Genomic DNA, 25,009 nt, shown 5'->3' on the forward strand with positions numbered 1-25,009 from the left:
GACCCATGAGTAATTCGGCGGGAGAGGACGCGCGTAAAGTGGCCAATGCGGCCCATGAGCTGTTCCTGCTCGGCCAGAAAATCGTTGAAGCCCGTGCCGTACTGGCTGCGCTGCAGCAACAACTGGAAGGCGCCAACACTCGCCTAGAGGATACCCAGCATGTCGAGCAACTGATCGAGGCCAACCAGCAGTTGGTGCTGGCACTGCTCCTGGCCCAATCCGACACTGTCGCGGCGCCGAAGGTAGAGGACCAACTGCTGTTCCAGAAGCTGCGCGAAGCCAATGCGCAACTGGTGTTCGCCGCACTCAGCGCCCAGGACCTGCAGGTCACCGCCGAACGTGCGTTAGGTCAGCAGAAACGCATCCTGGCGATGGTCGCCCATGAACTGCGCAACCCGCTGACGCCTATCAGTCTGATTGCCGAGCGCATGGTCCGGCTACCCAGCGACGAACTGCCGCGTATGCGTGAATTGATAGAGGGCCAGGTCCAGCATATTTCCCAACTGGTCGATGACTTGCTGGATGTCTCGCGTGCCAGCACCGGCAAGCTGCGCATCCACCGTCGCAAGGTGGACATGCTGCGTATCCTGAATGCCGCTGTCGAGGCCTATAGCCCAGTGATGATCGGTCGAAAGCAGCAATTCGATGTGGTGTTGCCGGATGTTATCCCGAGCCTGTACGGCGACCCCGTACGGCTTGCGCAGATCCTGCACAACCTGCTGGGCAACGCAGCCAAGTACACGCAAGCGGCTGGCCGTATCGCGATGGTGGTGAGCGTAGAGGCCGGGCAACTGAAGATCAGCATTGCCGACAACGGCATTGGCGTGACCGCCAAGGCCTTGCCGTTCATTTTTGATCCTTATGTGCAAGATGCCCACGCCATCGGTTTCAACAGCGCCGGCCTGGGTATTGGCTTGACCGTGGTGCGCGAACTGGTCGAAGCCCACGGCGGTACAGTGACGGGCATGAGTGAAGGACACGGCAGGGGCAGCGAGTTTGTGGTCGTGCTGCCGCTATCCAGTCAAGGGATCAGCCGTGCATCGCGCAACTGATCGAACACGTCGAAAAAGGCCTGGTCGCTGGCCTGGTAAGCGGTGAAACCCAGTTGGCGGCTCTTGGACATATCGGTGACCACCTCGATCGGCCGTCCCAGGTCGGCGTCGGTGTGCCATGGCGAAATGAGTCGGCTGATGTCGGCTTCTTTCAGCCCGTACTGCGCCGCGATCTGGTTCCAAGTGGCCTGGTCGTCGGCCATCTGGCGCTCGAGTGGGGCGGGCGCGGCTGGGAACGGTGCTGGTGCAAGGCCGAAGTAATCGGCAATCTGCCCCCACATCCATTGCCAGCGGAAAACATCGCCATTGGTGATGTTGAACGCCTGGTTGGCAGCCGCTGACGTGGTGGCTGCCCATAGCTGTTGCTGGGCCAATTGCCGCGCATCTGTCATGTCGGTGAGGCTGTCCCATTGCACGCGGGAGCCTGGGAACACGAATGGGCGCCCGGTGTATTTGCACACGCTGGCGTAGACGGCGAGGGTGGTCGCCATATTCATCGCATTGCCCACAGCGACACCCGTGACGGTGTGCGGGCGGTGCACGCTCCAGGTGAAGCCATCTTTCTCGGCCGCAGCGAACACTTCGTCTTCCTGGGCGTAGTAGAAATTCTCCACGTCCAGGCGGCCTTGGTCTTCGCGGAACGGAGTTTGCGGCAGGCTGCCCTTGCCATAGTTTTCAAAGGGGCCGAGGTAGTGCTTCAGCCCGGTGACCAGCGCTACGTGTTGCACACTGCCGGTGGGGCGTACGGCGTCCAGCACGTTGCGCACCATGGCGGCGTTGACGCGGATGTTCTCGACTTCCGTGGCCTGGCGCGACCAAGTGGTGATGAATACGTGGGTGGGTTTTAACGCGGTCAGTGCCTGCTGTACGGTGGCCGGGTATTGTAAGTCGGCGCTTATCGGGATCACGCCGGGCACCTGGGAGGGGCTGCGTGAGAGCGCGGCAACCTGCCATTGGTTGTCCAGCAGTAATTGGGTGATGGCGCTACCAACGATGCCGCTGGCGCCGACGACTAAGGCTGTCTGGGTCATAAAATTCCTCCGAGGATGTAGGGTTCTGAACCCTTGCATGTAGGAGAGGTTCAACCTTTACCGAAAGCCTGGCGGCACCAAACAGGTATCTGAGGGTCCATAGGCCCCGCACGAATATTCGCGCGTGTCCGTTTACCCTTACCATAAGATCTAACGCATGTACCTACGCAACGTTGCAGTCGGGCTGTCGGCCCTCGTTTTGCTCTCCACCGCTGTAGACGCACGCAGCCTCGCCAATCCCTATACCCCCACCCAGCAGCGCAGTTCGTTTGACGGTTGCGCCCAACTCTTTCCTGCCACCAGACCGATCAACACCGCCACCGTCCCGGCGTCGATGAAGCCTCTGGCCCTGTGTTCGGACACCTTTGCGGTGCTGTACTCGCAAACCAGCAAGACCCCGCTGGTGGTCGTCGAGCGCCTGAATGCCGCGCAATTGAAAGACGCCAAAGGCGAGGAGCGCACCAACCAGTTCTATGCGGACCCGCGCATTCCCCAGGGTGGCCGCGCGGAGCTGAGCGACTACCGCAGCCAGCACCCGGCCGTGGACCGTGGTCACCAGGCCCCGGCCGCCGATGCGCCTGACGCGCACGCCATGGCGCAGTCTTTTGCCCTGTCGAACATGGTGCCCCAGGACCCCACCAACAACCGCAAGGTCTGGAGCAAGGTCGAGGCCGACGTGCGCAAGTTTGCCGTGCGTGCCGGTGGCGACGTGTATGTGTTCACCGGCCCGTTGTTCGACCCGGGCTACGGCACCATCGGCCACAACAAGGTCTGGGTGCCGACGCGGTTGTTCAAGCTGGTGTATGACGCCTCCAGCAAGCGCGCCTGGGCCTATGTGCTGCCCAACGCCGAGACGCGCATCCAGAAACCGATGGACTACGCGACGTTTGTGAAGAGCACCGGGCTCAAGCTGCTGGGTGATCTTCCGGTGTCGGGGTCGGTGGGGCGGGGTTGACCCCCATCTTGCGGGCCAATTGTGGTGAGCAGGCATCTGTGGCAAGCCCGCTCGCCACAGATGCATGAACAGCCTCACCTGGCTTTTTTCAACGCCTTGAGGCGCTGTGTCGCACGCTGTACGGCCGCCATCTTCTCCGGGCGTTTCATGCGTTTCCATTTGCGGATGTCATCCTTGGTGCGTCCGCAACTGACGCAGAGGTCGCCGCTGAGCTGGCAGAGGGAAACGCACGGGTTCTCGATGTCTTTGGCCACGGGTTCACCGGCTGATGGAGGAAAGGGGCGACGTCAGGCCACACGCATCCCGGGATTATCTACACACAAGGGTATACTCGCCACCCTCGCAGCCTACTCCTTTCAAACAGACCGAGATTCCCCATGAGTACCTCTCTGCCTCTCACCCCCGCGCGCAAACCCGTCGCGCCGCTGGTGGCCTTTATCATCCTGGTGCTGGGCGCCCTGTTCCTGCAAAACAGCGTCGGTTCGCACCAGGTGTTGTTGCTGGTGGTCGGCGCGGCACTGGGCTTGACCCTCTACCACGCCGCCTTCGGTTTCACTTCGGCCTGGCGCGTGTTCATCAATGATCGCCGTGGCGCTGGCTTGCGCGCGCAGATGGTGATGCTGGCGCTGGCGGTGCTGCTGTTCTTCCCGGCGCTGGGGGCGGGCACGCTGTTCGGGCAGCCGGTGACCGGGCTGGTGGCGCCGGCCGGGGTGTCGGTGGTGTTCGGGGCATTTATTTTCGGCATCGGCATGCAGCTGGGCGGCGGTTGTGCGTCGGGTACGCTGTTCACCGTCGGCGGCGGCAATGCGCGCATGCTGGTCACGTTGCTGTTCTTTATCTGCGGTTCGTTGATCGCCACGCACCATGTTGACTGGTGGTTCGGGCTGCCGGCGTTCCCGGCGGTGTCCATCGTCAAGAGCTTCGGCGTGGTGCCGGCATTGGGCTTGAGCCTGGCGGTGTTCGCGATCATTGCGCTGGTGACCGTACGGCTGGAGAAGGGTCGCCATGTTCAATTGGAAGAGGGCGTGAAAAGTGAGCACCGAGGCCTGCGCCGCTTCCTGCGCGGGCCGTGGCCACTGGTGTGGGGCGCCATCGGCCTGGCCCTGCTCAACTACGCCACCCTGGCGCTGGCGGGACGGCCCTGGGGCATCACCTCGGCGTTCGCGCTGTGGGGCGCCAAAGTCGCCAGCGGCCTGGGTGTGGACGTTGCCAGCTGGGCGTTCTGGCAGATGCCGGGCAATGCCAAGGCCCTGGCCGCGCCGGTGTGGGAAGACATCACCAGCGTGATGGACATCGGCATCGTCCTCGGTGCGCTGCTGGCCGCCGGCCTGGCCGGGCGCTTTGCCCCCAGCCTCAAGATTCCGGCGCGCTCGCTGGTGGCGGCTGTGATCGGCGGCCTGCTGCTCGGCTACGGCTCGCGCCTGGCGTACGGTTGCAACATCGGCGCGTACTTCAGCGGCATCGCCTCGGGCAGCCTGCATGGCTGGGTATGGCTGGTGGCGGCGTTTATCGGCAACAGCGTGGGCGTGCGGTTGCGGCCGTTTTTCTTTGCGGGGGAGCGGCGGCAGGTGGCGTTGAGCGGTTGCTGAGTCAGCTTTCCGGGGAAAGGCTTGGGGCCTGGGCAGCTTCGGCCGCGAGCTTTTCCCGGTCTGCCTTGCTGATGTACTTGTCCTTCTTCTTCGGCGCCAATTTGGCGTTGGCCTTCCTGGCTTTTTCCTTGAAGAGCTGCTGGAGTTTTTTCTGGCGGTTCATGTGGTTCTCCCCGGGTTGTACAGGCCCGGGATGATACCAGCTAAAAATCGGCCGCCGCGCGCCGTGCCGCTGTCCGCCCCAAAAAACCGGTGATCAGATCCAGCACCTGTTGCTGAATCACCGCCCTTGGCCGAGCCCCATCGCCATCGCGGCAAATCATGCCATCGCCCGGCGAGTCTTCTTCGATCAACGCCATGCCACCCGGCTTGCAGATCGACATAAAGCTGAAGTGCGTAGCGTCGCTGATCTCCACATACTCGGTCGAGGCCTTTGGCATACGCCTGACCATATCGGCGGACTCCAGGTTGGGGTCCATATCTTCCGTTGGCACGCCCCCCGCAATCACCAGCGCCGGCACCGGCAGGGCGGCCAGGCTGGCGTCGGTGAAGCCGCGCGACAGGCCCAGGTCCAGGGTCACCACGGCGCCGACGCGTGGGTCGCGCAGGTCAGCGGCCAGTTGGGCCTTCGCCGCCGGTGTCGCGGCGGGTTTGATCTGCTGGTAGCTAATGCAGCCGCCCAATTTAGGGTGAGTGTTGCAGTCGCGGGCGAAGAGGTCCGGGTCGAAACGCGCGCCGGCGATTTCCATGGCAGTCCAGCCACCGATGGAGTGGCCGACCACGGCGATACGGTTGTTTGCCACGGTGCCGAACTGCGTCGGCTGGGCGATCACCGCATCGATGGCCCGGCTCAAGTCTTTGGGCCGTTGCCACAACTGCGCAGCGGCCTGGGGGCTGCGATCCTTGCTGGTGGTGCCGGGATGGTTGACCGCCGCCACGATGTAACCCTGATGGGCCAGGGCGCTGGCCAGCCACACCTGGTTGCCCCAGTTGCCGCCGTAGCCGTGGGAGAGCACCACCAGCGGATGTTCGCCGCTCGCTGCCGGCGCATCGGGCACTCCCAAGGCACCGAAAAACACGGCGTCATCGCGGATCAACTCAGGCGTAGCTGCGGTGGCGGCGGGGTACCAGACCACCATTTGCAGCGGGCGTTGTGCATCAGGGACGTTGATGCTCTTGAAGCCGATGGGCGTGGTGTCGGCGAATGCAGGCATCGCCAAGCCAATCAACAGCAGCGCGGTGAGGGTGGTTTTCACGGTTTTATCGTCCTTGATGTGAGGGCGGCATCATGCCTTGGAGCAGGGGTTTTTAATAGAGGGGAGGCGGGACTAGGAAGTTACTGACAAAGTCCTACTTGTAAGTATTACAGATAAGGACTTCATGTTTTTAGGAAACGGGTGCCTTACTTGAATTGAAAAATCGTGCAAGGGTAGTGGTGTGATTCCTACTGCTGGAATGATTGGAGCCTCAGGTATTAATTTATGAACTAGGGTGAAGATTATGAAGAGCTCGAAAAGTATCAATAAGGTTTGGCTTGCTGTGGGTGTTGTTTTAACTATTTTTACAAAAAATTCCGTGTTGGCGGCTGAGGGCGTCTTTACTAAAACGGTGGCACCAACTCCCGTATTGGTACTGTCCAATTCTAATACTGTGCCGAGTCGTGAATTCGCAAACTTTAGTGTGCTGGCTGCGGATATTCCCTCAGGAACACTCCAAGACCCCAAGCAGATATCAGAAATTCGGTGGAGTACAACGTACTATCCTGGGACACTGAGTGAGAAGGTTGAGCTGTGTTACTTTCGCTCCTTCAGTGCTGAAAAAGATTGTCGTGATATCTTTCCGAGTTCTTCGGGTGTGCTGATGGATTTTAACAATCAGTCATTCGGTCATGGTTCAAAAGTTACGATTTTTCATACGGTATTGGGCGGCACTCCACCTTACGCTCGTCCTGTCGGCGTTGATTCTGTGACAATTAAATATAGCTATTAGTGTGGTGTGATGCCCGCAGCCAATTTGGCTACGGGTATTTGGATAGGTAAGAAACTTTTACATGACCATTCACATGCCTAACGCAAGGTGAATACTAATGATCACTATCAGCCCTAATACCTCCTCGTCTAACAGTCGCGTGACGAATGAATCCGGCGGCATTGTTATTCCGTCAACAGTCTCGCCTGACAACGCCCAGGCTGATGCCCCCCTCTCTACACGTAATGCCGGCACCACCACCGTCTCAATCCTGGCGCGTCAACTGAGTGATGCGGCACAACGGGCGGAGACACCCGTTGGCCAAAAGAACGCCGACTCCCTAGAACCCATCACCGACGAACAGTATTTCGCCAACAAGGCACAACACGACGCAGAGACTCCAACGGCCAATGACCCAGAACTCCTGGCCCGTGCGCGACAAGCGACCGGTTTCCTCAACGGTCATGACAGCAACCCCTTCAAGGGACTAGGGCGAGATCAACTCAACCTGATCGCCCGCGACAACGGCGGCGCCTTCACGGTTAACGAGCGAAGGGTGGCGTGGGAAACCGTCCAGTCGATGGCGCCTTCAGGTGTTTCTTATCCTGAGCCAGTCCCCATTAACGGTCGTGAGACCTTCATTTCGCGCATGTTTCACAATGGCGAACCACCCGTTGCCCTTCCACCCGCGACCTTTGAAAACGGCACTCAAAATCGCAACGACTTTCTCACCCTCGATGACCGTGCCTTGATCTCGGATATGTACGCTTATGCACATTCAGAAGGTGCGGATCTACGTCACGTCGACCGATTGGTTTATGCACTCGCTGACTATCGTTATTTCAGCGACGGTCGCCAACTCATTAGCAATAATGGCTATTACGTCGATGAGTATTGGACGACGTTCGATTTCAAGCCGGAGGACGCCACCATCGCTTCACGGATACTGTCCAGTTCAGCGCTCGGCAGCAGCCGTATTGACCCGGGTTTTGTGAAGCACATCCTGGATCCGGGCATTGGGGTGTACTCCCACTTTGGCGGCATACCGTTCCTGGAGCGTATGGTGAAAAAATTCTCCAGTGAAGGTGCGGATCAACCCCCCCTCGGCAGTGAGTACGTCACCTTCAACTACGCCAAGGCGGCGGACCATATCGTCACCACCACGCACAAGGACATAAAACTCCCCCCCTCCGAGGCTCTCTTCGAAGTCGTCAACGGGGTGTGGAACCTCACCGAATACGGCAAGGCCGCCGGCTATGTACTGGATGTGGCTAACCGCCGTGTCTATAAGCCAGAGGAACCAGCAAGCGTTCCAACTCACCCGGTTTCAAACGTGAACGGGCCTGACGGTGAAGCTTCCAACAAAACCTTTCTGGACGCTCTCGGTGAGACTCGCGACCCGCCCCAAGCACACTGGATCTGGCCCGGCCACCTGTTCAAATTGATGAAAAACTTCAAACCCTGAGCTCCCGGCGCACTGCGTAACAAACCGTAAATCTTGCTATTGGCCAACACGGCCCCATAACTAGGCAGGTATTCACTTAACGCAAGGGCAGACCATGACCAACTCAACCGAAACCGCCATCCTCGCCGGCGGTTGCTTCTGGGGCATGCAGGACCTGTTGCGCCGCTACCCCGGCGTGCTGCACACCCGCGTCGGCTACACCGGCGGCGATGTGCCGAATGCCACCTACCGCAACCATGGCAACCACGCCGAAGCGATTGAAATCGTGTTCGACCCGGCAGTGATCAGCTACCGGCAGATTCTGGAGTTCTTTTTCCAGATCCATGACCCGAGCACGCCGAATCGGCAGGGCAATGATTTGGGGCCCAGTTATCGTTCGGCGATTTATTACCTGAGTGAGCAGCAGCGGGAGGTGGCCGAAGATACGGCGGCGGACGTGGATGCATCGAAGCTGTGGCCGGGGAAGGTGGTGACGGAGATCGAGCCGGCGGGGCCGTTTTGGGAGGCGGAGCCGGAGCATCAGGATTATCTGGAGCGGATTCCCAATGGCTATACCTGCCACTTTATTCGGCCGAATTGGAAGTTGCCCAAGCGTGGCTGAAAGCACTGCCTGGAAGCGCGAGTCGTTGTAAGGGGCAGCCCTTTCAAGGTCGTTAGGTAGAACTGACGATAAGTACCCTGTGGCGAGCGGGCTTGCCCCGCGTTGGGCTGCGAAGCAGCCCCAAAACCCGCGGCCGAAGAGGGCCTGACTCCGCGCATTCCTCCTTCCAGGGTTGCTTCGCAACCCAACGCGGGACATGCCCGCTCGCCACAGTTGCAGTGTTCGCCCTTATGGGACGGCATCAGCCGGATATGGCCGGTTTCTCAAAGACCTGGATCGGCTAGCGTAGCTTCGCGCTCCATCAGCTTATCCACCAACAAAACCCCCAACTCACTCAACTGGTGAATGGCCAGCACCACATCCCGCTGTTTACCCGTTAACGCCTCCGACAGGTCGAGCAGCAAGGCGCTGACCGAGGAAAAGGTTTCGTAGCTGTTGACGATCAATGTTTCGTTGCTGGCATCGCTGGCGATGCTGAAGAGTGGCGCAGGTGGTGCTTTGGCACCGGGGTTGAGGTAATGGTCAATCGCACGATTCGCCGCATGATTGAGCTTCAGGTCCGGACCGTTTGGAGGATTGGGCGTGACTTTGAACATGTGTGTTGTACCTGTTTTAGGGCCAACACCTTTTCGCTACTAAACGAGAGGGTGGCGGCTGTACGCAGGTTAGTAGACCGGGGAAACACACAAAGCCGGCGCGCCCGAGGGCGCCCTGCGCACAGCCACCATCAAGCACAGACAAGAACATCTGATCGATGAGGCTCATGCACTTTATGTTGTCACTCGGGCTACTAAACCCGATCACTGAGTATTCAGCGACCGAGCCACCTTAGAGACGCTCACCCAAGCGCACAAGCCGGCGGATTCTGACGCAAGCGTAGGCAACCGGGCAAGGCTCGCGCCTTTCGTCCCGGCAGGATTAGGACTTGTCGTACGCCATGTACGCGTTCTGCAGCACGATATGGTCCGCCACGTACTTCGCATCGTGCCAAACCCCATAGATAAATGAAGATGCGCGGTTGACCAGGTTCGGCAAACCCAGGAAGTAAATTCCGCTCTGTGCCGAGATCCCGCGTTTGTGGAACGGCTCGCCTTTCTCGTCGAACGCGTCCACCTTCAACCAGCTGAAATCGAACTTGAAGCCGGTGGCCCAAAGGATTGTGGTCACGCCCGCTTCAGCCAGGTCCAGGCTCAACATCGGGTTCACCAGGCACTCTGGATCGGGCAACAGTTCCCAGGCCTGTGGCTCCGGCGGGAACGGCAAGCCATTGGCCTCGATATACGCATCCGCATCGCGCAGTACGTCAAAGTAAGCGCGGTCGCCTTCAGCCACGTTCTCGGCCAACCCCGGTTGAAACCTCATCACGCCTTCCGCCCAGTCCTGGGTAACGCCCACCAATTGAATGCCTTGATGTGCCAGTCGGCGAAAGTCCACCGTCTTGCCGCCTTCGTAACCACTCACCGCAAACGCCACGTGCTTTTTCTTCGGCTGGATCTTGACTTCATCCCACAAGCCCAACGCGCCCAGCCACCAGCAATAGTCGCGGCCACGATAGGCGCGGGGCGGGCGGTAGTGTTCGCCCACCGAGAGGTACACGGTCTTGCCGGCCTTTTGCAGTTCTTCGGCGATCTGCGAGCCGGAGGCACCGGCGCCGACCACCAATACGGCGCCTTCGGGGAGTTGGCCGGGGTTCTTGTAGGCGCAGGAATGCAGTTGGTGCAACGGTGCGCTGGCGGGGACGATGTTCGGGATTGACGGGCGCTGGAACGGGCCGGTGGCAGCAACGACGTTGGCGGCTTCGATCACGCCCGCGGAGGTGGTGACCTTGAAGCCGGGGCGACCTGCGTGGCGTTCCACCGACTGGACTTCCACGCCCGTGCGGACAGGGGCCTGCAACTTATCCGCGTAGGCCTCGAAGTAGTCGGCCATGCGCTCTTTTGGCGGGAAGGCTTCCGGCGAAATGCCTTCGAAGGTGAGACCGGGAAAGCGGTCATGCCACGCCGGCCCGTTGGCGACCAGAGAGTCCCAGCGTTCCGAGCGCCAGCGTTCGGCAATGCGGTGGCGTTCCAGCACGAGGTGGGGCACACCCATCAAGGACAGGTGCTCGCTCATGGCGACGCCGGCCTGGCCTGCGCCGACGACCAAGGTGTTGATTTTTTCGACGGACATAGGCGGTTCCTGAACAGTCATTAGGCGGTTTGGCCTAGCAATTCGGCCACAGCCGTGATTGCCAGTTGGTAACCCAGCGCCCCCAACCCGGCGATCACACCGGTGGCGGCCCTGGACACATAGGAGTGGTGCCGGAAGCTTTCGCGCTGCCAGATATTGCTCATGTGCGCTTCGATGATCGGGCCGTCGAACGCCAGCAACGCATCGAGGATCGGCACCGAGCTGTAGCTGAGCCCGGCGGCGTTGATCACGAGGGCGTCGGCGTGCAGGCGTGCTTCCTGAATCCAGTCCACCAGCACGCCTTCATGGTTGCTCTGGCGAAAGTCCAGCGTCAGGCCCAGGGCGGCGGCGTGGCGTTGGCAGCGGGCGTCGATGCTGGCGAAGCTTTCGCTGCCATAGGTGCCGTTTTCATCCAGCCCATACAGGTTGGCGTTAGGCCCGTTGAGGAAAAACACACGATGAGTCATAGGGCACTCCAGGCAATCAGCGCTTTCATACGGCCCAATCGTCCGGCACCACGGCGATCACATCGATCTCCATCAACCACTCCGGCTGGCCCAGCCCGGAGATCACCAACCCAGTGGAAATCGGGAACACACCTTTGAGCCACTTGCCCACCTCCTGGTACACCGGCTCGCGGTAGCGCGGGTCGATCAGATAGGTGGTGGTCTTCACGATGTGCGACAGGTCCGAACCTGCTTCTTCCAGCAGTTGCTTGACGTTCTTCATCGCCTGCTCGGCCTGGGCGCGCGGGTCGCCGAGGCCGACCAGGTTGCCGTCGAAATCGGTGCCGATCTGGCCGCGCACGTAAATGGTGTTGCCGGCGCGCACGGCCTGGCACAGGTCGTTGTCCAGCGCCTGGTTGGGGTAGGTCTGTTGGGTATTGAACATGCGGATGCGGGTGTGGGTCGGCATAACGGCAACTCGTGGGAAGCGGGATAGATCCAGCTTCACACCGCCCCGGCTGCGGCGAAACCAGCATTTGCGCGGGGTAGTGCTTAGGAAAAACCGAAGCCCGTGCAGGTCATCGGTTTGCGCCTGACCCGGCACGAACCCTGCAACACCACCGGTACAGTCATTGTTGAGGGGCAGGCGTGATGCTCAGTCGTATTACTCAGCGTCAACTGGAGTATTTCGTTGCGTCGGGAGAGGCGGGCAGCATCAGTGCGGCCGCTGAACGCATCCACGTGTCGTCGCCGTCGATCTCGGCGGCGATCACCCATATGGAGGCCGAGCTGGGCATCCAGCTGTTTATCCGCCACCACGCCCAGGGCATTTCCCTCACGGCGGTGGGGCGCCTGGTGATGCAGGAAGCCAAGCTGATCCTGGAGCAGATGACCAACCTTTACACCATCGCTTCGGAGTCGTTGAACACCGTGCGCGGGCCGTTGCGGGTGGGCTGCCTGGAGTCGCTGGCGCCGATGATCACGCCTGAATTGGTATTTGGTTTCGGCCGCGCGTTTCCCGGCGTGCGACTGACGCAAGCCGAGGGCAACCACGAGGAACTGCTGGAAAAACTGCGCAGCGGCGAGCTGGATATCGCACTGACCTACGATCTGGTGACCAGCCCGGACATCGACTTCCAACCCCTGGCGCAGTTGCCGCCTTATGTGATGGTGGGCGAATACCACCCGCTGGCGAGCTTGCCGGCAGTGAGCATGCAAGACCTTGAGGCTTACCCGGTGGTGCTGCTCGACACGCCCTGGAGCCGCGACTATTTCCTCAGCCTGTTCATCCAGGCCGGCACCACGCCGAACATCATCATGCGTTCCACCAACCTCGAAACGGTGCGCGCCATGGTCGGCAATGGGATCGGCTATTCCTTCGCGAATGCGCGCCCAAAATCGAACATGTCCCAGGACGGCAAACGCGTGATTCGCCTGCGCCTGGCGGGCGCTCACCGGCCGATGCGCCTGGGCTACGCCACCGCCAGCAATACCCAGTTGTCGCGGGTGGTGTCGGCGTTTGCCGAGCGGTGCCGCATGTTTGTGTCCGACCAGTACATCCCCGGCATGGCGCCGCCGAGTTTTTTTGACCCGCATGCGGTGCGGGCGATGGCGGTGTGAGCTGAGATTGCACCAGTAAGTGGCGTGCGCGATACGGCCAACTCAAGCCTGCACCAAAGGTGGGAGGGGCCCCCCCCACATTGGATTTTGGTTGCTCTCAGGCTGCATAGGTTCTGCCTACCCAGTGCCCCGGCTTTTACGAATTGACCCCAACCGCCTCCCCCTACGACTCTGAACCCATCGATGTAGATCAACTTCTCAGGGCACAGCGACGATGACATTCGACTGGAATTACATGTTTGGTTTGCTGGGCGATGCCGAGTTCTGGCGCGCGACGTGGACGGTGATCAAGCTCAGCACCCTGACCTGGGTCTTGAGCATTGGCCTGGGCTTTCTGCTGGCACTGGCCAAGCAATCCAGGCATGGCCTGCTCAGCGTGCCGGCCCGTGGCTACATCTGGCTGTTCCGTAGCCTGCCGCTGTTGGTGCTGCTGATCTTTATCTACAACCTGCCCCAGGCGCTGCCCGGCACTTCGGCGGTGCTGGCTGACCCGTTCTGGTCGGGCTTGCTGGCGCTGGTGATCTGCGAAACCGCCTATGTGGCCGAGATTCATCGCGGTGGCCTGCTCTCGATTCCCAAAGGCCAGGGCGAGGCGGCGCGGGCGCTGGGCCTGAAGTTTTTCGGCACGCAATGGCGCGTGGTGATTCCCCAGGCGCTAAGAGTGGCCTTGCCGTCGCTGGCCAACGAATACATCTCTATCGTCAAGCTCACCTCGTTGGTGTCGGTGATCTCCCTGACCGAGATCCTGATGGTCGGCCAGCGTCTGTATTCACAGAACTTCCTGGTGATCGAGACCATGGCGGCGGTGGCGTTCTTCTACGTGTTTATCGTCACGGTGTTCGACTTCCTGCTTAAACGCCTGGAGCGCTTTCTCGACGTCAACCAGCGCAACGTCTCCCGTGTTCCCGATGCAGCGGTGCTGGCCCTGGCCACCCAACAGCGCATCGCCTTGGCGCGCCTGGCCAGCAACGGCGAACCCGCATTGCAAGCCGCACGGCTGCACAAGGCCTACAACGATATCGAGGTGCTCGGCTCGGTCAACCTGCAGATCCAGCCCGGTGAAGTGGTGTCGGTGATCGGCCCGTCGGGCTCCGGCAAGACCACGCTGATCCGCCTGCTCAACGGCCTTGAACAACTGGATAACGGCGAGATCAGGATCAACGGCCAGCCGTTCATTCACCTGAACAAGGTCGGCGCGCAGAAGCCCCAGTACATCGAACACGCCGAGCATCGGCTGAACATCGGCATGGTGTTCCAGAGCTTCAACCTGTTCCCGCATTTGAGCGTGCTCGACAACCTGCTGATGGCGCCCAAATACCATCGCCTGGGGGCCACCTCCGACCTCAAGCAACAGGCCTACGCGCTGTTGCACAAGGTCGGCATGCTCGACCACGCCTGGAAATACCCGCACCAGCTGTCCGGCGGGCAACAACAACGCGTGGCCATTGCCCGCGCGCTGATGATGCGCCCGCAGATCATGCTGTTCGACGAGCCCACCTCGGCCCTCGACCCGGAGAAAGTCAACGAAGTGCTGCAGGTGATCGAAGCCCTGGCGGAGGAGGGCATCACCATGGTGATCGTCACCCACGAGATGAACTTCGCCTTCAAGGTGTCCGACCGCATCGTGTTCATGGAGAAGGGCCGCGTGGTCTGCGACGACACGCCGGGCGCCCTGCGCAGCGGCCACAACCCACGCGTGGAGGCGTTCCTCAAGGACGTCTCGCTGGCGTGATCTCTTTAACGTTCAGGAAACATTAAAATGATCGAGCAATCGCAAATCGAACAATTCCAGCGCGACGGATTCCTGGTAGTAGAAGGGGTGTTGTCGGTGGAGGAAGTGGCCGCGCTGCAGCATGACTTCGACCAGTGGGTTGAAGAAAGCCGCAGTCATGACCGGGGTTGGGGCGCCACCGTCGATGGCCGTGAGCGCTTTGACCTGGAGGGCGACCACCGCGCCGATCACCCGTCGCTGCGCCGGGTCAGCTCGCCCACGGAGATTTCCCCAGCGTATGAACGTGTGGCGTTGCACTCGCGGATGGCGGCGATTTCCGCGCAGCTGATCGGCGCCCAGGGCACGCGTTTTCACCACAGCAAAATCAACTCCAAACTGCCCCACACCGCCACCCAGGTGAAGTGGCACCAGGACTTCCTGTTCACGCCCCACAGCAACGATGACATCGTCACCGCCTTGTTGATGGTCAGTGAAGTGACCCCGGAAAACGGCCCGTTGAACGTGATTCCCGGTAGCCACAAAGGCCCGCTGTGGTCGCACTGGCAACACCAGCGCTTCACCGGCTCGGTGGACGATGCGGTCGTCGAGGAACACTGCCAGCAACCGGTGGCCTGCTATGGCCCGGCCGGCTCCGTGTGCTTCATGCACACCCGTCTTCTGCATGCTTCCAGCCCCAACGAGACCGAACTGCCGCGCACCCTTTTCATCAGCGTATATGCCGCTGAAGACGCGCTGCCATTCGGCGAAAACCCGTTGCCCAGCACACATGCCGGCCTGCTGGTGGCCGGTGAAGAAAGCGGCTTGGTGCGCTCCACCGACAACCACATGCGCTTGCCGCAGAAACCCCGTGGAGCCTCATTCTTCGTGCAACAGGCGGGACAAGATTCAGCCACTGCCTAGCCACATTCCTTGCTACCTACTAAAACCTTGCAGGTAATCACCATGACAGCGTTTCGTAAAAGTGTTCGTCCCCTTGCCGTGTGCCTGTTGGGCGCAGCGGTTGCGATGACTTCGTTGGCGGCTTCGGCGTTCCAGCAGGACGGCAAGATCATCGCCGGTTCCGATGTGACGTTCTTCCCCTATGAGTACATGGATAACAACAAGCCGGCAGGCTTTGACATCGAGTTCATGGACGGCCTGGGCAAGGTCATGGGCCGCAAGGTCGAGACCCTCGACACACGCTTCCCCAACCTGATCACCGGCTTGCAGGCCGGGCGTTTCGATGTGACCAACTCGTCGATGTACATCACCGCCGAGCGGGTCAAGGTCATCGACATGATCCCCTACCTGAAAAGCGGCGAGTCGATCCTGACCCTCAAGGACAGCACCTTCCAACCCAAGACCCCGGAAGAGTTCTGCGGTCACAAGATCGGCTCCATGGGCGCCACCTCGTGGCTGGCGCAGATGAACAAGCTGTCGGCGGAGTACTGCGTGGCCAAGGGCTTGAAGCCGATCCAGATCAGCGAATACAGCACCGACCCGCAAACCACCCAGGCCCTGCTGGCCCACGCCGTTGAAGCGCAGATCACCGACGCCGCCGTCGCCCGTGGCGTGATCGACAAGCTCGGCAACCGCGTGGTGATCTCGTCCGACACCCTGATCTACCCGGTTCTCAATGGCTTCGGCGTGAAGAAGGGCAATGACACGGTGAAGAAGGCCTTGCTCGACGGCCTGGAAAAATACCGCGCCACGCCTGAGTACGCCGCCTTGCTCAAGAAGTACAACTTCGAAGCGCCTACCGATGCGGACATCGCCGCACTGATGCCGAAGTAAACCTACAAGCGCGCGCCGCATTCGCGTGCGGCCGCGCCCTGCGGAGACCGATTCATGGCGTTATCCCACGAAGAAAAGACGCGCATCGACCTGGCAGCGACCTTTCGCATTATCGCGCACTTGGGCATGCACGAAGCGGTAGCCAACCACTTCAGCGCCGCCGTATCGGCCGATGGCAAACAGTTTTTGCTAAACCCGAAGTGGAAGCACTTCTCCCGTATCCGCGCCAGTGACCTGTTGCTGCTGAACGCGGACGACACCTCTTGCGCCGAAAACCCCAACGTGGACGCCACCGCCTGGTCGATCCACGGGCAGATCCACCGGCTGCTGCCGCACACCCGTGCGGTGCTGCACTTGCACCCGGTCTACACCACGGCGGTGGCGTGCCTGGCCACGCCGCACATCCCGCCGATCGACCAGAACACCGCGCGCTATTTCAACCGCGTGGCCGTGGACGAACTGTACGGCGGCATGGCCGACACCGAGGCCGAAGGCGCGCGCCTGGCCGGTCTGCTCGACGGCAAGAGCCGCCTGCTGATGGGCAACCACGGCGTGATGGTGACGGCGGGGTCTATCGGTGAGGCGTTTGACGATATCTGGACCCTGGAACGCGCCTGCCAGATCCTCGTGAACGCCTGGTCCACCGGGCAGCCGTTGCGGGTGTTGTCCAATGAAGTGGCGGAGAAGACTGCACGGGGCTGGGAAGGTATCGCGGACTTCTCGCGCCAGCACTTTGAAGAAATGAAGCAGTTGATGATCGACGCTGACCCTTCCGTGCTCGACTGAGGAAACCCCATGACTTTTTCCGTTGTCGCCCGCTGCGCCGAGACGGGCCAGTTGGGTATCGCCATCAGCTCATCAAGCATTGCGGTGGGCGCGCGTTGCCCGTGGCTGCGGCCCGGCGTGGGCGCGGTGGCGTCGCAGAACATCACCTTGCCCAGCCTGGGGCCGCAGGTGCTCGACTTGCTGGAGCAAGGGATGGCGCCGAGTGAGGCGCTTGCCGCCTTGGCTGGGCAGGATCACAGTGAATACCGCCAGGTGACGGTGATTGATAACGCAGGCCGCACGGCGCATTTCAGCGGCGCGCAGACCCTGGGTATTCACAACGCGGTGAGTGGCGAGCAGTGTGTGGCGGCGGGGAATATGCTCGCCCAACCTGCTGTGATCGACGCCATGGTGGCGGCTTTCGAACAGGCCTCCGGACATCTGGCCGACCGCCTGCTGGCGGCGATGCACGCCGGTGTGGCAGGCGGTGGTGAAGCGGGGCCGGTGCATTCGGCGGCACTGGTGGTGGTGGATGACCTCTTGTGGCCCATCGTCAACCTGCGCGTGGACTGGGCGGATGAAGACCCCATCGGCGCCCTCGACCAGCTCTGGCAGGCTTATCGCGGGCAGTTGCAGGCCTACATCGACCGCGCCATCAACCCGCAGATCGCACCCGGCTATGCCGTGCCGGGAGATGACCGATGAACAGCAGCCGCGACCTGTTGGCGCAACTGGTGCGCTTCGACACCACCAGCCGAGAATCCAACCTGGCCTTGATCGACTTTGTGCGCACGTACCTGCAGGACCACGGCGTGGCCTGTGAGCTGGTGTACAACGAGCACAAGAGTAAGGCCAACCTGCTGGCGACTATCGGCCCGGCAGAAGTGCCCGGCATTGTGTTGTCCGGGCATACCGACGTGGTGCCGGTGGACGGCCAACGCTGGAGTGTGGCGCCGTTTGAACTCACCGAGAAAGACGGTCAGTTGTACGGCCGTGGCACGGCGGACATGAAGGGTTATATCGCCTGTGTGCTGGCCTGCGTGCCGGCTTTGGTGCAGGCAACGTTGCGCATGCCGGTGCATATCGCGCTGTCCTACGATGAGGAAGTCGGCTGCCTGGGTGTGCGCTCGTTGATCGAGCGATTTCACGGGCAGCCTGTCAAGCCGCTGCTGTGCGTGATCGGCGAACCCACCGAACTCAAGCCGGTGCTCGGCCACAAGGGCAAGCTGGCGATGCGGTGCCAGGTGCATGGGGCGGCGTGCCATTCGGCCTATGCGCCTACGGGCGTGAATGCCATTGAATACGCCGCGCGGTTGATCGGCGAACTGGTGCGGCTCGGCGAAGCGCTCAAGGCGCCGCAGCATCTGGATCAGCGTTTCGATCCGGCATTTTCCACGGTGCAGACCGGCCTGATCAACGGCGGCAAGGCACTGAATATCGTCCCGCAGGACTGCAGTTTCGACTTCGAAGTGCGCTCCTTGCCGACTCAGGATCCCTGGCAGGTTGCCCGGCAATTACAGGTATACGCCGAGCAGACCCTGCTGCCGGCGATGCGGGCGGTGAATGCGCAATCGGCGATCAGCATCAGCGAGCTGTCCAGTTACCCGGGCCTGGCCACTTCGCTGGAAAGCCAGGCCGCCGAGTGGGTTGCACAGTTTTGCGGCTCGCAGGATTTCGGCACCGTTGCCTTTGGCACTGAAGGCGGCCTGTTCGACCAAGCCGGCATTCCCACGGTGGTGTGCGGGCCTGGCAGCATGGAGCAGGGGCACAAGCCGGACGAGTTCATCAGCGTGGCGCAGTTGCAGGCCTGTGATCGGATGCTGGCGCGGGTGCTGGGGTTTGTGAGCCAGTAGCTTCTGTGGTGATCGCCTTTATATTTTTGCGACGCCTACTCGCCACTGCGCAGGCGGCAGGATTCCATTCACCAGGTAATTCCCCACAATCCGCGATTTGTACACGCGCGGGTTGTGGTTCGCCAGGGTTCGCGCGTTTCGCCACAGCCGGTCCAGCGCCTTGTTGCTGGCCGTGGCACTGGCGCCCAGTGCATCGAACAGCGCCGTGGTGGCCGCCAGTGTCGCATCCACCACCGGGTTCACTGCCAGGCACACTTCCAATTCAGCCAGCGCAACCTGCGGATCGTCATCGTGCAACGGCTGGTCATGGGCGATCACATACCGCGCGGTGTGCTCCAGCCGTTGCGCCGCTTGCTGGGCGATGGCTTGCGCGGCGTAGGCCTGGCTGGCGACTTCACCGATCACTTGCAGCAGTTGTACGTCCTGGCCGGCGGTGTCGGCATTGCCGGTGGTGAAGGTGCGCGCGCGTTGGCTGAGTTCCTCGGCACCGCTGAGGGCGGCGCGGCGGGCGATGCCGGCGAGGGTGCTGAGGTGGTAGAGCTGGAAGAACGACTGGCCGTGGCCAAAGCGCTGTTGGGTGGGGCGTACATCGTCATCCACCACGGGCGCATTGTCGAAGAGGCAGGTGCCGCTGGCGGTGAGGCGTTGGCCGAAGCCATTCCAGTCATCGACGATCTGCACGCCGGGGGCCTTGAGGTCGACGACTACGCTGTAGATCGTGCCGTCTTCGCCCGTCGCGATGGTGTTGATCAAGTCGCTGTAGAGCGCGCCGGTGGTGTAGAACTTTTTGCCGCTGATGCGCAAGGCGCCGGCTTCGTCACGGTGCAGGCGGGTGTCGAAATCGCCACGGGCCCCGGTGCCGACTTCAGTGCTGCCGGGAGAGAGCAGGGCACCCTGGCCGAGCCGGTCCAGCCACTTGGCGCGCCAATCCAAGTCCTTGGCGCTGAGCACGTCTTCGCAAAAACCGAAGTGCCCGCGCAGGGCTTGGGTGATGTTGGAGTCGGCGGCGGACAGCTCTGTGAGCAGCGCCAGCAATTCGACCAACGTTGCATCCTGGCCGCCATAACTGGCTGGCAGGCGCCAGCGCGGTAGGCCCAAGGCGTTCAGTTGCTGGATCACGGTGGCGAGGCTGCCGCGTGTCTGATCCGCCACCGCCGCCTGCGCGAGAATCTGCGCAAAGAGCGGGCGAAACGGTGCGGCCAGTTGTTCGTAACGGGCAGTGGGCGGTACGCCCCAGATGTTCAAAGCGGGAATCGACATGCAATGGACCTTGCAGAAAATGGTTCAGGTGCTGGGGTCCAGTGGTCTGGTGAGCTCACCCTAACTCAGGCGCGGCGAAGTTTTTAATACGAAAAGCAGCTAGCGACCTGTACGACGGTTCTATCGATAGTGCCCAACAGTATTAAACCCCGCGCTTTTATTGCGTTAGCTTCTACGACAAACGACCAGACTGCACGCCCACGGATGGTTGAACCAACCCTCCAACCCTGTGGGATTTTCCATGATCAACCGTCGAACACTGCTGTCTTTGCTGGGCCTGGCCTCTCTTGCGCTGTATGGCCCATCGGCCGGCGCCGCCGAACCGCTGACCCTTACCGTGGGTGACCAGTTCTTCTCCAACCGCATCGTGCTGGAGCTGTCGGGCGAGCTGAAAGACTTGCCCTATAAAATCGACTTCAAGCGCTTCAACACCGGCTCGCCGGTGGCCTCGGCCGTGGCCAGCGGCGCGCTGGACGTAGGCATCGTCGGCGACACCCCGGTGATCAGCCTGGCCGCCAATGGCGCGCCGGTCAAAGTCGTCGCCAGCACCCAGACCAGCCTCGATGGCGTGGGCATCGTGGCGCGCAAGGGCATTCAGTCGGTGGCCGACCTCAAGGGCAAGACCGTCGCCATCTGGAACGGCTCATGGAGCCAGCAACTGGCCTATAAAGCGCTGGATGAAGCCGGGGTGCCGCGCAGCAGCGTCCACTTCAAATACCTGCTGCCGGCCGAGGCCAGCCTGGCGCTGACCCAGGGCGACATCGACGCCTTCGGCACCTGGGAACCCTACGTGTCGTTGCAGGAAAAAGAAGGCAGCACCCTGATCCGCAACGCCAAGGGCCTGATGAGCGCGCCCACCTACATCGTCGCCTACGAGCCGGCGCTGGCGCAGAAAAGCGCGATCATCAAGGACTTTATTGCCCGCTTGACCCGCGCCCGGGTGTGGAGCAACACCCACGTGGATGAGTACGCCGAAGCCTGGTCGAAGGCCAACCAGTCGGCGCCGGAAATCGCCAAAGTGTGGTTCAAGCGCGATGCGATCAAGGTGCTGCCGATCTCTCCGACGATTGTCAGCGAGGCCCAGGCCACGGCGGATTTTCTGGTGGATGCACAGATGCTGAAGCAGCGGTATGACGTGGCGCCGTTGTTTGATCGGGTGCTTTAAACGCGGGGGAAATAAGCGCTCACAGTATCCACCGGCTGTTTGTATAGGTGCTGAACTAGGATTTTTTACTCCGGCGCTCACCGGAAACAAAATTCCACTGGCATCGACAAGGAGTAGCCAGTAGGCTACAAGTGATACTGTGACTAATTCAATCGGCAGGACGCCGGAGTTTGATACATGGCTCGACGGTATGCGGGATATTTGGGGAAAAACGGCGATTCTTACTCGCTTGGACCGGGCGGAGGAAAACAATTTTGGGGATTGTGAATCCGTAGGTGACGGCCTGAGTGAGATGCGTGTGTTTGTCGGGCCCGGCTACAGGATGTATTTCGTGCGTACGGGAATCACTGCTTACCTGATGCTGTGGGGGAGCGATAAAACCGACCAGAAAAGAGGAATCAAGCGGGCAAAAGAGATTCTTGATGCCCTGAGAGGTAGATGAAATGAGCGAATCGAAATTCAAACCCGAGGATATGCCGATCCTCGATCTGGATACGTCCGGCACCCGCGGCTATGAAGCGTCGCGCTTCCTCGACAGCCCGGAAACCATCAGTGCGTATCTGGCGCAGAGCATGACGTCTCAAGACCCGCAGGTACTGATGAAGGCGCTTGCCGAGGTTGCCAAGGCCCAAGGCGTGAACAAAGTGGCGGAAGCGGCTGGGGTGAATCGGGAGAGTCTTTACAAAACCCTGAAGGGTGGCTCGAAGACGCGCTATGAAACGATCCAGAAGCTGATGCTGGCGCTAGGGGTTGAGCTGACTGTGCGGCCGATTGCAGGAGCGAGCAAGCCCGCCCCTACAAAAATCTGAATCAGCGCACCAGGCACGGCTGCTTGTTGTTGAAGCGCCACCCCGGAATCAAAAACTGCATCGCCACGCTGTCATCCCGCGCGCCGAGGCCCATGCCTTTGTACACCTCATGGGCCTTGGCCACGGCGTCCATGTCGATCTCCACCCCCAGGCCAGGCTTGCTCGGCACTTTTACATAACCCCCTTCGATTTTCAGCGGCGCCTTGGTCAGGTGCTGGCCGTCCTGCCAGATCCAGTGGGTGTCGATGGCGGTGATGTCGCCCGGTGCTGCGGCGGCGACCTGGGTGAACATCGCCAGGGAAATGTCGAAGTGGTTGTTGGAGTGCGAGCCCCAGGTCAGGCCCCATTCATGGCACATCTGCGCCACGCGTACCGAGCCCTGCATCGTCCAGAAGTGTGGGTCGGCGAGGGGGATGTCCACCGATTGCAGCTGGATCGCGTGGCCCATTTCGCGCCAGTCGGTGGCGATCATGTTGGTGGCGGTTTTCAGGCCGGTGGCACGGCGGAATTCAGCCATGACTTCGCGGCCCGAGTAGCCGTTTTCGGCACCGCAGGGGTCTTCGGCGTACGCCAGTACGTGGTGCTGGTCGCGGCACAGGCGGATGGCTTCTTTCAATGACCAGGCGCCGTTCGGGTCGAGGGTGATACGCGCATCCGGGAAGCGTTCGGCCAGGGCGGTGACGGCTTCGATTTCTTCGTCGCCGCTCAGCACGCCGCCTTTGAGCTTGAAGTCATTGAAACCATATTTGGCTTTGGCGGCTTCGGCCAGGCGCACCACGGCGTCGGCCGTCAGCGCGGTTTCGTGGCGCAGGCGGAACCACTCATCGTCGCTGTCGGCTTCGTTGCGGTAGGCCAGGTCGGTGGCACCGCGGTCGCCGACATAAAACAGATAGCCGAGCATTTTTACCGCGTCGCGTTGCTGGCCTTCACCGAGCAAGGCGGCCACCGGGACTTCGAGAAATTGACCCAGCAGGTCAAGCAGCGCGGCTTCCATGGCGGTGACGGCATGGATGGTGATGCGCAGGTCAAAGGTCTGCAAACCACGACCCGCCGCGTCGCGGGAAGCAAAAGTGCTGCGCATCTGGTTGAGGATGCGCTGGTACTGGCCGATGGGTTGGCCGACCACCAGGCTGCGGGCGTCTTCCAGGGTTTCGCGGATGCGTTCGCCGCCGGGTACTTCACCCACGCCGGTGTTGCCGGAGCTGTCCTTGAGGATGACGATATTGCGTGTGAAGTACGGGCCGTGGGCGCCACTGAGGTTGAGCAGCATGCTGTCGTGGCCGGCGACGGGGATAACCTGGAAGTGAGTAACGACGGGCGTAGTCATGGCAAGTTCCTGAATAGTCTTAAAGAGGTTTGCTGAGGGCGACGCGGGTAGGCACGGCGCTCGGTGAAGTCAGCGCGGCAGAGGGCGCGGTCTTGGCGAAAAACACCAGGATCGCGGCGAGCACCGACGTGCCGGCCAGGCCATAGAGCCCGCCCTGGATCGAGCCAGTGGTCTGTTCCAGGAAGCCGAAAGTGGTGGGCGCAACGAAGCCGCCCAGGTTGCCGATAGAGTTGATCAACGCGATCACGGCGGCGGCGATACGCACATCCAGGTAGCCCTGGGGAATCGGCCAGAACAGCGACGACGCCGACTTGAAACCGATGGCCGCGAAGCAGATCGCCACAAAGGCGAAGATCGGCCCGCCGGTGGTGGACATGAACATGCCCGCTGCCGCAATCAACAGCGCCGCCGCGACCCAGGCCTGCTGGAACTTGAACTTGCCCGACAGCGAAGCGAAGGCGTACATGGCGATGATCGAGATCAACCAGGGGATGGAGTTGAAGAAACCAACCTGCACATCACTCAGGTCGCCCATCTTCTTGATGATGCTCGGCAGCCAGAACGTCGCCGCGTAGATCGTCAGCTGGATGCAGAAATACAACGCGCAGAACAGCAGGATCTGGCGGTCCTTGAGCAGCTTGCCGAGGGTCGGCTTGACGCTGGTGAGGGCCTCACGATCACGCTGTTCCTGGTCGATGGCATTGACCAGCGCATCCTGTTCTTCGCGGGTCATCCATTTGGCGTCGTGGGGTTTGGAGTCCAGCCAGAACCACACAAAGAAGCCAATCACCACCGACGCCAAGCCTTCAATGGCGAACATCCATTGCCAGCCGTGGAAGCCAAAGCCCTCTATCTGCAACAGCACGCCTGACAGCGGGCCGGAAATCAGCGACGCAACCGCCGAGCCGCTCAAAAAGATGGCGATGGCTTTACCGCGTTCCACGCCAGGCAGCCAGCGCGTGAAGTAGTAGATCACCCCAGGAAAGAAGCCGGCCTCGGCCACACCCAGCAGGAAGCGCAGGATGTAAAAGTGGGTTTCGTTCTGGATGAACGCCATCAGCGTGGCGACGATGCCCCAGGTGAACATGATGCGGGTCAGCCAGATGCGCGCACCGACCTTTTGCAGCAGTATGTTGGAGGGCACTTCGAAGAGGGCATAGCCGATGAAGAACAGTCCGGCGCCGAAGCCATAGGCGGCGGCGCCAATGCCGAGGTCATGCTCCATGTGCGTGCGCACGAAGCCGATATTGACCCGGTCGATGTAGTTGAGGATGAACATGATCACGAACAGTGGCAGCACATGGCGCTTCACTTTGCTCACGGCGCGCGCGAGGACGGGATCACTTTCGGGTACGGCAGATACATGGATTGAATTGGTCACAATTCAAAACTCCCCCTGATTATTTTTATGCGGGTTTGCGTGTCTTGT

Annotated in this window: 27 protein-coding genes; 16 read left to right on the forward strand and 11 right to left on the reverse strand. The window is 61.1% G+C overall.

The genetic code is table 11. From position 1 onward, the window contains the following. The first annotated feature begins 5 nt into the window (after positions 1-5). Positions 6-1,052, forward strand: a complete 1,047-nt coding sequence (locus tag CWC48_RS20085; protein WP_100490120.1) for a HAMP domain-containing sensor histidine kinase — start codon at positions 6-8, stop codon at positions 1,050-1,052. On the opposite strand, the gene CWC48_RS20090 is transcribed toward CWC48_RS20085, so the two are convergent. Beyond that, the gene (locus CWC48_RS20090) at positions 1,022-2,083 is read right to left on the reverse strand and encodes an SDR family oxidoreductase (protein ID WP_100490121.1); all 1,062 of its coding nucleotides are present in this window, start codon (positions 2,081-2,083) and stop codon (positions 1,022-1,024) included. The two genes, CWC48_RS20085 and CWC48_RS20090, sit on opposite strands and share 31 nt — an antisense overlap. 157 nt (positions 2,084-2,240) lie before the next feature. On the opposite strand from CWC48_RS20090, the gene CWC48_RS20095 reads away from it, so the two are divergent. Then, on the forward strand, positions 2,241-3,038 hold the full coding sequence (locus CWC48_RS20095; RefSeq protein WP_071490180.1) for a DNA/RNA non-specific endonuclease: 798 nt from the start codon (positions 2,241-2,243) through the stop codon (positions 3,036-3,038). Positions 3,039-3,112: 74 nt separating this feature from the next. Here CWC48_RS20095 and CWC48_RS20100 read toward each other — a convergent pair whose 3' ends face one another. Beyond that, positions 3,113-3,292 carry a DUF1289 domain-containing protein gene (locus CWC48_RS20100; RefSeq protein ID WP_058425670.1) on the reverse strand — a complete coding sequence of 60 codons (180 nt, stop codon included), beginning with the start codon at positions 3,290-3,292 and terminating at the stop codon, positions 3,113-3,115. A 123-nt stretch (positions 3,293-3,415) separates the two neighbouring features. On the opposite strand from CWC48_RS20100, the gene CWC48_RS20105 reads away from it, so the two are divergent. Then, positions 3,416-4,627 (forward strand): YeeE/YedE family protein, encoded by a 1,212-nt coding sequence (locus CWC48_RS20105; protein ID WP_100490122.1) that lies wholly within the window; start codon positions 3,416-3,418, stop codon positions 4,625-4,627. Position 4,628: 1 nt separating this feature from the next. Here the strand turns inward: CWC48_RS20105 and CWC48_RS20110 are convergent, their stop codons facing one another. Both CWC48_RS20110 and CWC48_RS20115 read right to left on the reverse strand, forming a co-directional pair. After that, positions 4,629-4,790, reverse strand: a complete 162-nt coding sequence (locus tag CWC48_RS20110) for a DUF2986 domain-containing protein (RefSeq protein ID WP_100490123.1) — start codon at positions 4,788-4,790, stop codon at positions 4,629-4,631. A 40-nt stretch (positions 4,791-4,830) separates the two neighbouring features. After that, complete coding sequence (locus CWC48_RS20115) at positions 4,831-5,883, reverse strand: alpha/beta fold hydrolase (RefSeq protein WP_100490124.1); 1,053 nt, start codon at positions 5,881-5,883, stop codon at positions 4,831-4,833. A gap of 244 nt (positions 5,884-6,127) precedes the next feature. On the opposite strand from CWC48_RS20115, the gene CWC48_RS30235 reads away from it, so the two are divergent. The 3 genes from CWC48_RS30235 (at position 6,128) to msrA (ending at position 8,661) form a co-directional block, all read left to right on the forward strand. Next, the gene (locus CWC48_RS30235) at positions 6,128-6,616 is read left to right on the forward strand and encodes a hypothetical protein (RefSeq protein WP_157806762.1); all 489 of its coding nucleotides are present in this window, start codon (positions 6,128-6,130) and stop codon (positions 6,614-6,616) included. A gap of 97 nt (positions 6,617-6,713) precedes the next feature. Further along, positions 6,714-8,060, forward strand: a complete 1,347-nt coding sequence (locus tag CWC48_RS20120; protein WP_100490125.1) for a hypothetical protein — start codon at positions 6,714-6,716, stop codon at positions 8,058-8,060. 94 nt (positions 8,061-8,154) lie between these two features. Continuing rightward, positions 8,155-8,661 (forward strand): peptide-methionine (S)-S-oxide reductase MsrA, encoded by a 507-nt coding sequence (gene msrA / locus CWC48_RS20125; protein WP_071490175.1) that lies wholly within the window; start codon positions 8,155-8,157, stop codon positions 8,659-8,661. Positions 8,662-8,924: 263 nt separating this feature from the next. Here msrA and CWC48_RS20135 read toward each other — a convergent pair whose 3' ends face one another. From CWC48_RS20135 to CWC48_RS20150, 4 genes are all read right to left on the reverse strand, one after another. Further along, positions 8,925-9,257 carry a DUF6124 family protein gene (locus tag CWC48_RS20135; RefSeq protein ID WP_100490126.1) on the reverse strand — a complete coding sequence of 111 codons (333 nt, stop codon included), beginning with the start codon at positions 9,255-9,257 and terminating at the stop codon, positions 8,925-8,927. A gap of 322 nt (positions 9,258-9,579) precedes the next feature. After that, positions 9,580-10,830 (reverse strand): NAD(P)/FAD-dependent oxidoreductase, encoded by a 1,251-nt coding sequence (locus tag CWC48_RS20140; protein ID WP_078049490.1) that lies wholly within the window; start codon positions 10,828-10,830, stop codon positions 9,580-9,582. Between the two features lie 20 nt (positions 10,831-10,850). Beyond that, positions 10,851-11,297: a type II 3-dehydroquinate dehydratase gene (locus tag CWC48_RS20145; protein WP_071490172.1), complete on the reverse strand. Its 447-nt coding sequence runs from the start codon at positions 11,295-11,297 to the stop codon at positions 10,851-10,853. A gap of 25 nt (positions 11,298-11,322) precedes the next feature. Then, positions 11,323-11,745, reverse strand: coding sequence for a RidA family protein (locus CWC48_RS20150; protein WP_058425659.1), 423 nt, complete (start codon positions 11,743-11,745; stop codon positions 11,323-11,325). Positions 11,746-11,927: 182 nt separating this feature from the next. Between CWC48_RS20150 and CWC48_RS20155 the strand changes: the two genes are divergently transcribed. From CWC48_RS20155 to argE, 7 genes are all read left to right on the forward strand, one after another. Continuing rightward, positions 11,928-12,896: a LysR family transcriptional regulator gene (locus tag CWC48_RS20155; RefSeq protein ID WP_025855077.1), complete on the forward strand. Its 969-nt coding sequence runs from the start codon at positions 11,928-11,930 to the stop codon at positions 12,894-12,896. A gap of 214 nt (positions 12,897-13,110) precedes the next feature. Beyond that, complete coding sequence (locus tag CWC48_RS20160) at positions 13,111-14,628, forward strand: amino acid ABC transporter permease/ATP-binding protein (RefSeq protein ID WP_100490127.1); 1,518 nt, start codon at positions 13,111-13,113, stop codon at positions 14,626-14,628. Between the two features lie 27 nt (positions 14,629-14,655). Beyond that, positions 14,656-15,528, forward strand: coding sequence for a phytanoyl-CoA dioxygenase family protein (locus CWC48_RS20165; RefSeq protein ID WP_100490128.1), 873 nt, complete (start codon positions 14,656-14,658; stop codon positions 15,526-15,528). Between the two features lie 42 nt (positions 15,529-15,570). Further along, a complete protein-coding gene (locus CWC48_RS20170) occupies positions 15,571-16,401 on the forward strand; it encodes an ABC transporter substrate-binding protein (protein WP_015885045.1) in 831 nt (276 codons plus the stop codon). Between the two features lie 54 nt (positions 16,402-16,455). Beyond that, positions 16,456-17,187: a class II aldolase and adducin N-terminal domain-containing protein gene (locus CWC48_RS20175; protein ID WP_100490129.1), complete on the forward strand. Its 732-nt coding sequence runs from the start codon at positions 16,456-16,458 to the stop codon at positions 17,185-17,187. Between the two features lie 9 nt (positions 17,188-17,196). Beyond that, positions 17,197-17,871 carry a DUF1028 domain-containing protein gene (locus CWC48_RS20180; protein WP_100490131.1) on the forward strand — a complete coding sequence of 225 codons (675 nt, stop codon included), beginning with the start codon at positions 17,197-17,199 and terminating at the stop codon, positions 17,869-17,871. Beyond that, positions 17,868-19,019: an acetylornithine deacetylase gene (argE, locus tag CWC48_RS20185; RefSeq protein ID WP_100490132.1), complete on the forward strand. Its 1,152-nt coding sequence runs from the start codon at positions 17,868-17,870 to the stop codon at positions 19,017-19,019. The genes CWC48_RS20180 and argE overlap by 4 nt, the downstream gene beginning before the upstream one ends. Positions 19,020-19,037: 18 nt before the next feature. On the opposite strand, the gene CWC48_RS20190 is transcribed toward argE, so the two are convergent. Beyond that, positions 19,038-20,279: an acyl-CoA dehydrogenase family protein gene (locus CWC48_RS20190; RefSeq protein ID WP_100490134.1), complete on the reverse strand. Its 1,242-nt coding sequence runs from the start codon at positions 20,277-20,279 to the stop codon at positions 19,038-19,040. 241 nt (positions 20,280-20,520) lie between these two features. On the opposite strand from CWC48_RS20190, the gene CWC48_RS20195 reads away from it, so the two are divergent. From CWC48_RS20195 to CWC48_RS20205, 3 genes are all read left to right on the forward strand, one after another. Continuing rightward, the gene (locus tag CWC48_RS20195) at positions 20,521-21,444 is read left to right on the forward strand and encodes an ABC transporter substrate-binding protein (protein ID WP_078049478.1); all 924 of its coding nucleotides are present in this window, start codon (positions 20,521-20,523) and stop codon (positions 21,442-21,444) included. 139 nt (positions 21,445-21,583) lie between these two features. Further along, positions 21,584-21,886 carry a type II toxin-antitoxin system RelE/ParE family toxin gene (locus tag CWC48_RS20200; RefSeq protein ID WP_099492331.1) on the forward strand — a complete coding sequence of 101 codons (303 nt, stop codon included), beginning with the start codon at positions 21,584-21,586 and terminating at the stop codon, positions 21,884-21,886. A 1-nt stretch (position 21,887) separates the two neighbouring features. Then, a complete protein-coding gene (locus tag CWC48_RS20205) occupies positions 21,888-22,253 on the forward strand; it encodes an addiction module antidote protein (RefSeq protein ID WP_078049476.1) in 366 nt (121 codons plus the stop codon). Between the two features lies 1 nt (position 22,254). Here the strand turns inward: CWC48_RS20205 and gudD are convergent, their stop codons facing one another. Together gudD and CWC48_RS20215 are read right to left on the reverse strand one after the other, a co-directional pair. Beyond that, positions 22,255-23,580, reverse strand: a complete 1,326-nt coding sequence (gene gudD / locus CWC48_RS20210; RefSeq protein WP_100490136.1) for a glucarate dehydratase — start codon at positions 23,578-23,580, stop codon at positions 22,255-22,257. A 19-nt stretch (positions 23,581-23,599) separates the two neighbouring features. Continuing rightward, positions 23,600-24,961: an MFS transporter gene (locus CWC48_RS20215; protein ID WP_100490138.1), complete on the reverse strand. Its 1,362-nt coding sequence runs from the start codon at positions 24,959-24,961 to the stop codon at positions 23,600-23,602. Positions 24,962-25,009: the final 48 nt, after the last annotated feature.

This window comes from Pseudomonas sp. S10E 269 (genome assembly GCF_002798465.1).
Classification (GTDB): domain Bacteria; phylum Pseudomonadota; class Gammaproteobacteria; order Pseudomonadales; family Pseudomonadaceae; genus Aquipseudomonas; species Aquipseudomonas pergaminensis.

Bases quoted from the DNA above. Each gene is read 5' to 3' on its own strand.
- CWC48_RS20085 (WP_100490120.1), top strand. From the start codon at position 6: ATGAGTAATTCGGCGGGAGAGGACGCGCGTAAAGTGGCCAATGCGGCC.
- CWC48_RS20090 (WP_100490121.1), bottom strand. From the start codon at position 2,083: ATGACCCAGACAGCCTTAGTCGTCGGCGCCAGCGGCATCGTTGGTAGC.
- CWC48_RS20095 (WP_071490180.1), top strand. From the start codon at position 2,241: ATGTACCTACGCAACGTTGCAGTCGGGCTGTCGGCCCTCGTTTTGCTC.
- CWC48_RS20105 (WP_100490122.1), top strand. From the start codon at position 3,416: ATGAGTACCTCTCTGCCTCTCACCCCCGCGCGCAAACCCGTCGCGCCG.
- CWC48_RS20110 (WP_100490123.1), bottom strand. From the start codon at position 4,790: ATGAACCGCCAGAAAAAACTCCAGCAGCTCTTCAAGGAAAAAGCCAGG.
- CWC48_RS30235 (WP_157806762.1), top strand. From the start codon at position 6,128: ATGAAGAGCTCGAAAAGTATCAATAAGGTTTGGCTTGCTGTGGGTGTT.
- CWC48_RS20120 (WP_100490125.1), top strand. From the start codon at position 6,714: ATGATCACTATCAGCCCTAATACCTCCTCGTCTAACAGTCGCGTGACG.
- msrA (WP_071490175.1), top strand. From the start codon at position 8,155: ATGACCAACTCAACCGAAACCGCCATCCTCGCCGGCGGTTGCTTCTGG.
- CWC48_RS20135 (WP_100490126.1), bottom strand. From the start codon at position 9,257: ATGTTCAAAGTCACGCCCAATCCTCCAAACGGTCCGGACCTGAAGCTC.
- CWC48_RS20140 (WP_078049490.1), bottom strand. From the start codon at position 10,830: ATGTCCGTCGAAAAAATCAACACCTTGGTCGTCGGCGCAGGCCAGGCC.
- CWC48_RS20145 (WP_071490172.1), bottom strand. From the start codon at position 11,297: ATGACTCATCGTGTGTTTTTCCTCAACGGGCCTAACGCCAACCTGTAT.
- CWC48_RS20150 (WP_058425659.1), bottom strand. From the start codon at position 11,745: ATGCCGACCCACACCCGCATCCGCATGTTCAATACCCAACAGACCTAC.
- CWC48_RS20155 (WP_025855077.1), top strand. From the start codon at position 11,928: ATGCTCAGTCGTATTACTCAGCGTCAACTGGAGTATTTCGTTGCGTCG.
- CWC48_RS20160 (WP_100490127.1), top strand. From the start codon at position 13,111: ATGACATTCGACTGGAATTACATGTTTGGTTTGCTGGGCGATGCCGAG.
- CWC48_RS20165 (WP_100490128.1), top strand. From the start codon at position 14,656: ATGATCGAGCAATCGCAAATCGAACAATTCCAGCGCGACGGATTCCTG.
- CWC48_RS20170 (WP_015885045.1), top strand. From the start codon at position 15,571: ATGACAGCGTTTCGTAAAAGTGTTCGTCCCCTTGCCGTGTGCCTGTTG.
- CWC48_RS20175 (WP_100490129.1), top strand. From the start codon at position 16,456: ATGGCGTTATCCCACGAAGAAAAGACGCGCATCGACCTGGCAGCGACC.
- CWC48_RS20180 (WP_100490131.1), top strand. From the start codon at position 17,197: ATGACTTTTTCCGTTGTCGCCCGCTGCGCCGAGACGGGCCAGTTGGGT.
- argE (WP_100490132.1), top strand. From the start codon at position 17,868: ATGAACAGCAGCCGCGACCTGTTGGCGCAACTGGTGCGCTTCGACACC.
- CWC48_RS20190 (WP_100490134.1), bottom strand. From the start codon at position 20,279: ATGTCGATTCCCGCTTTGAACATCTGGGGCGTACCGCCCACTGCCCGT.
- CWC48_RS20195 (WP_078049478.1), top strand. From the start codon at position 20,521: ATGATCAACCGTCGAACACTGCTGTCTTTGCTGGGCCTGGCCTCTCTT.
- CWC48_RS20205 (WP_078049476.1), top strand. From the start codon at position 21,888: ATGAGCGAATCGAAATTCAAACCCGAGGATATGCCGATCCTCGATCTG.
- gudD (WP_100490136.1), bottom strand. From the start codon at position 23,580: ATGACTACGCCCGTCGTTACTCACTTCCAGGTTATCCCCGTCGCCGGC.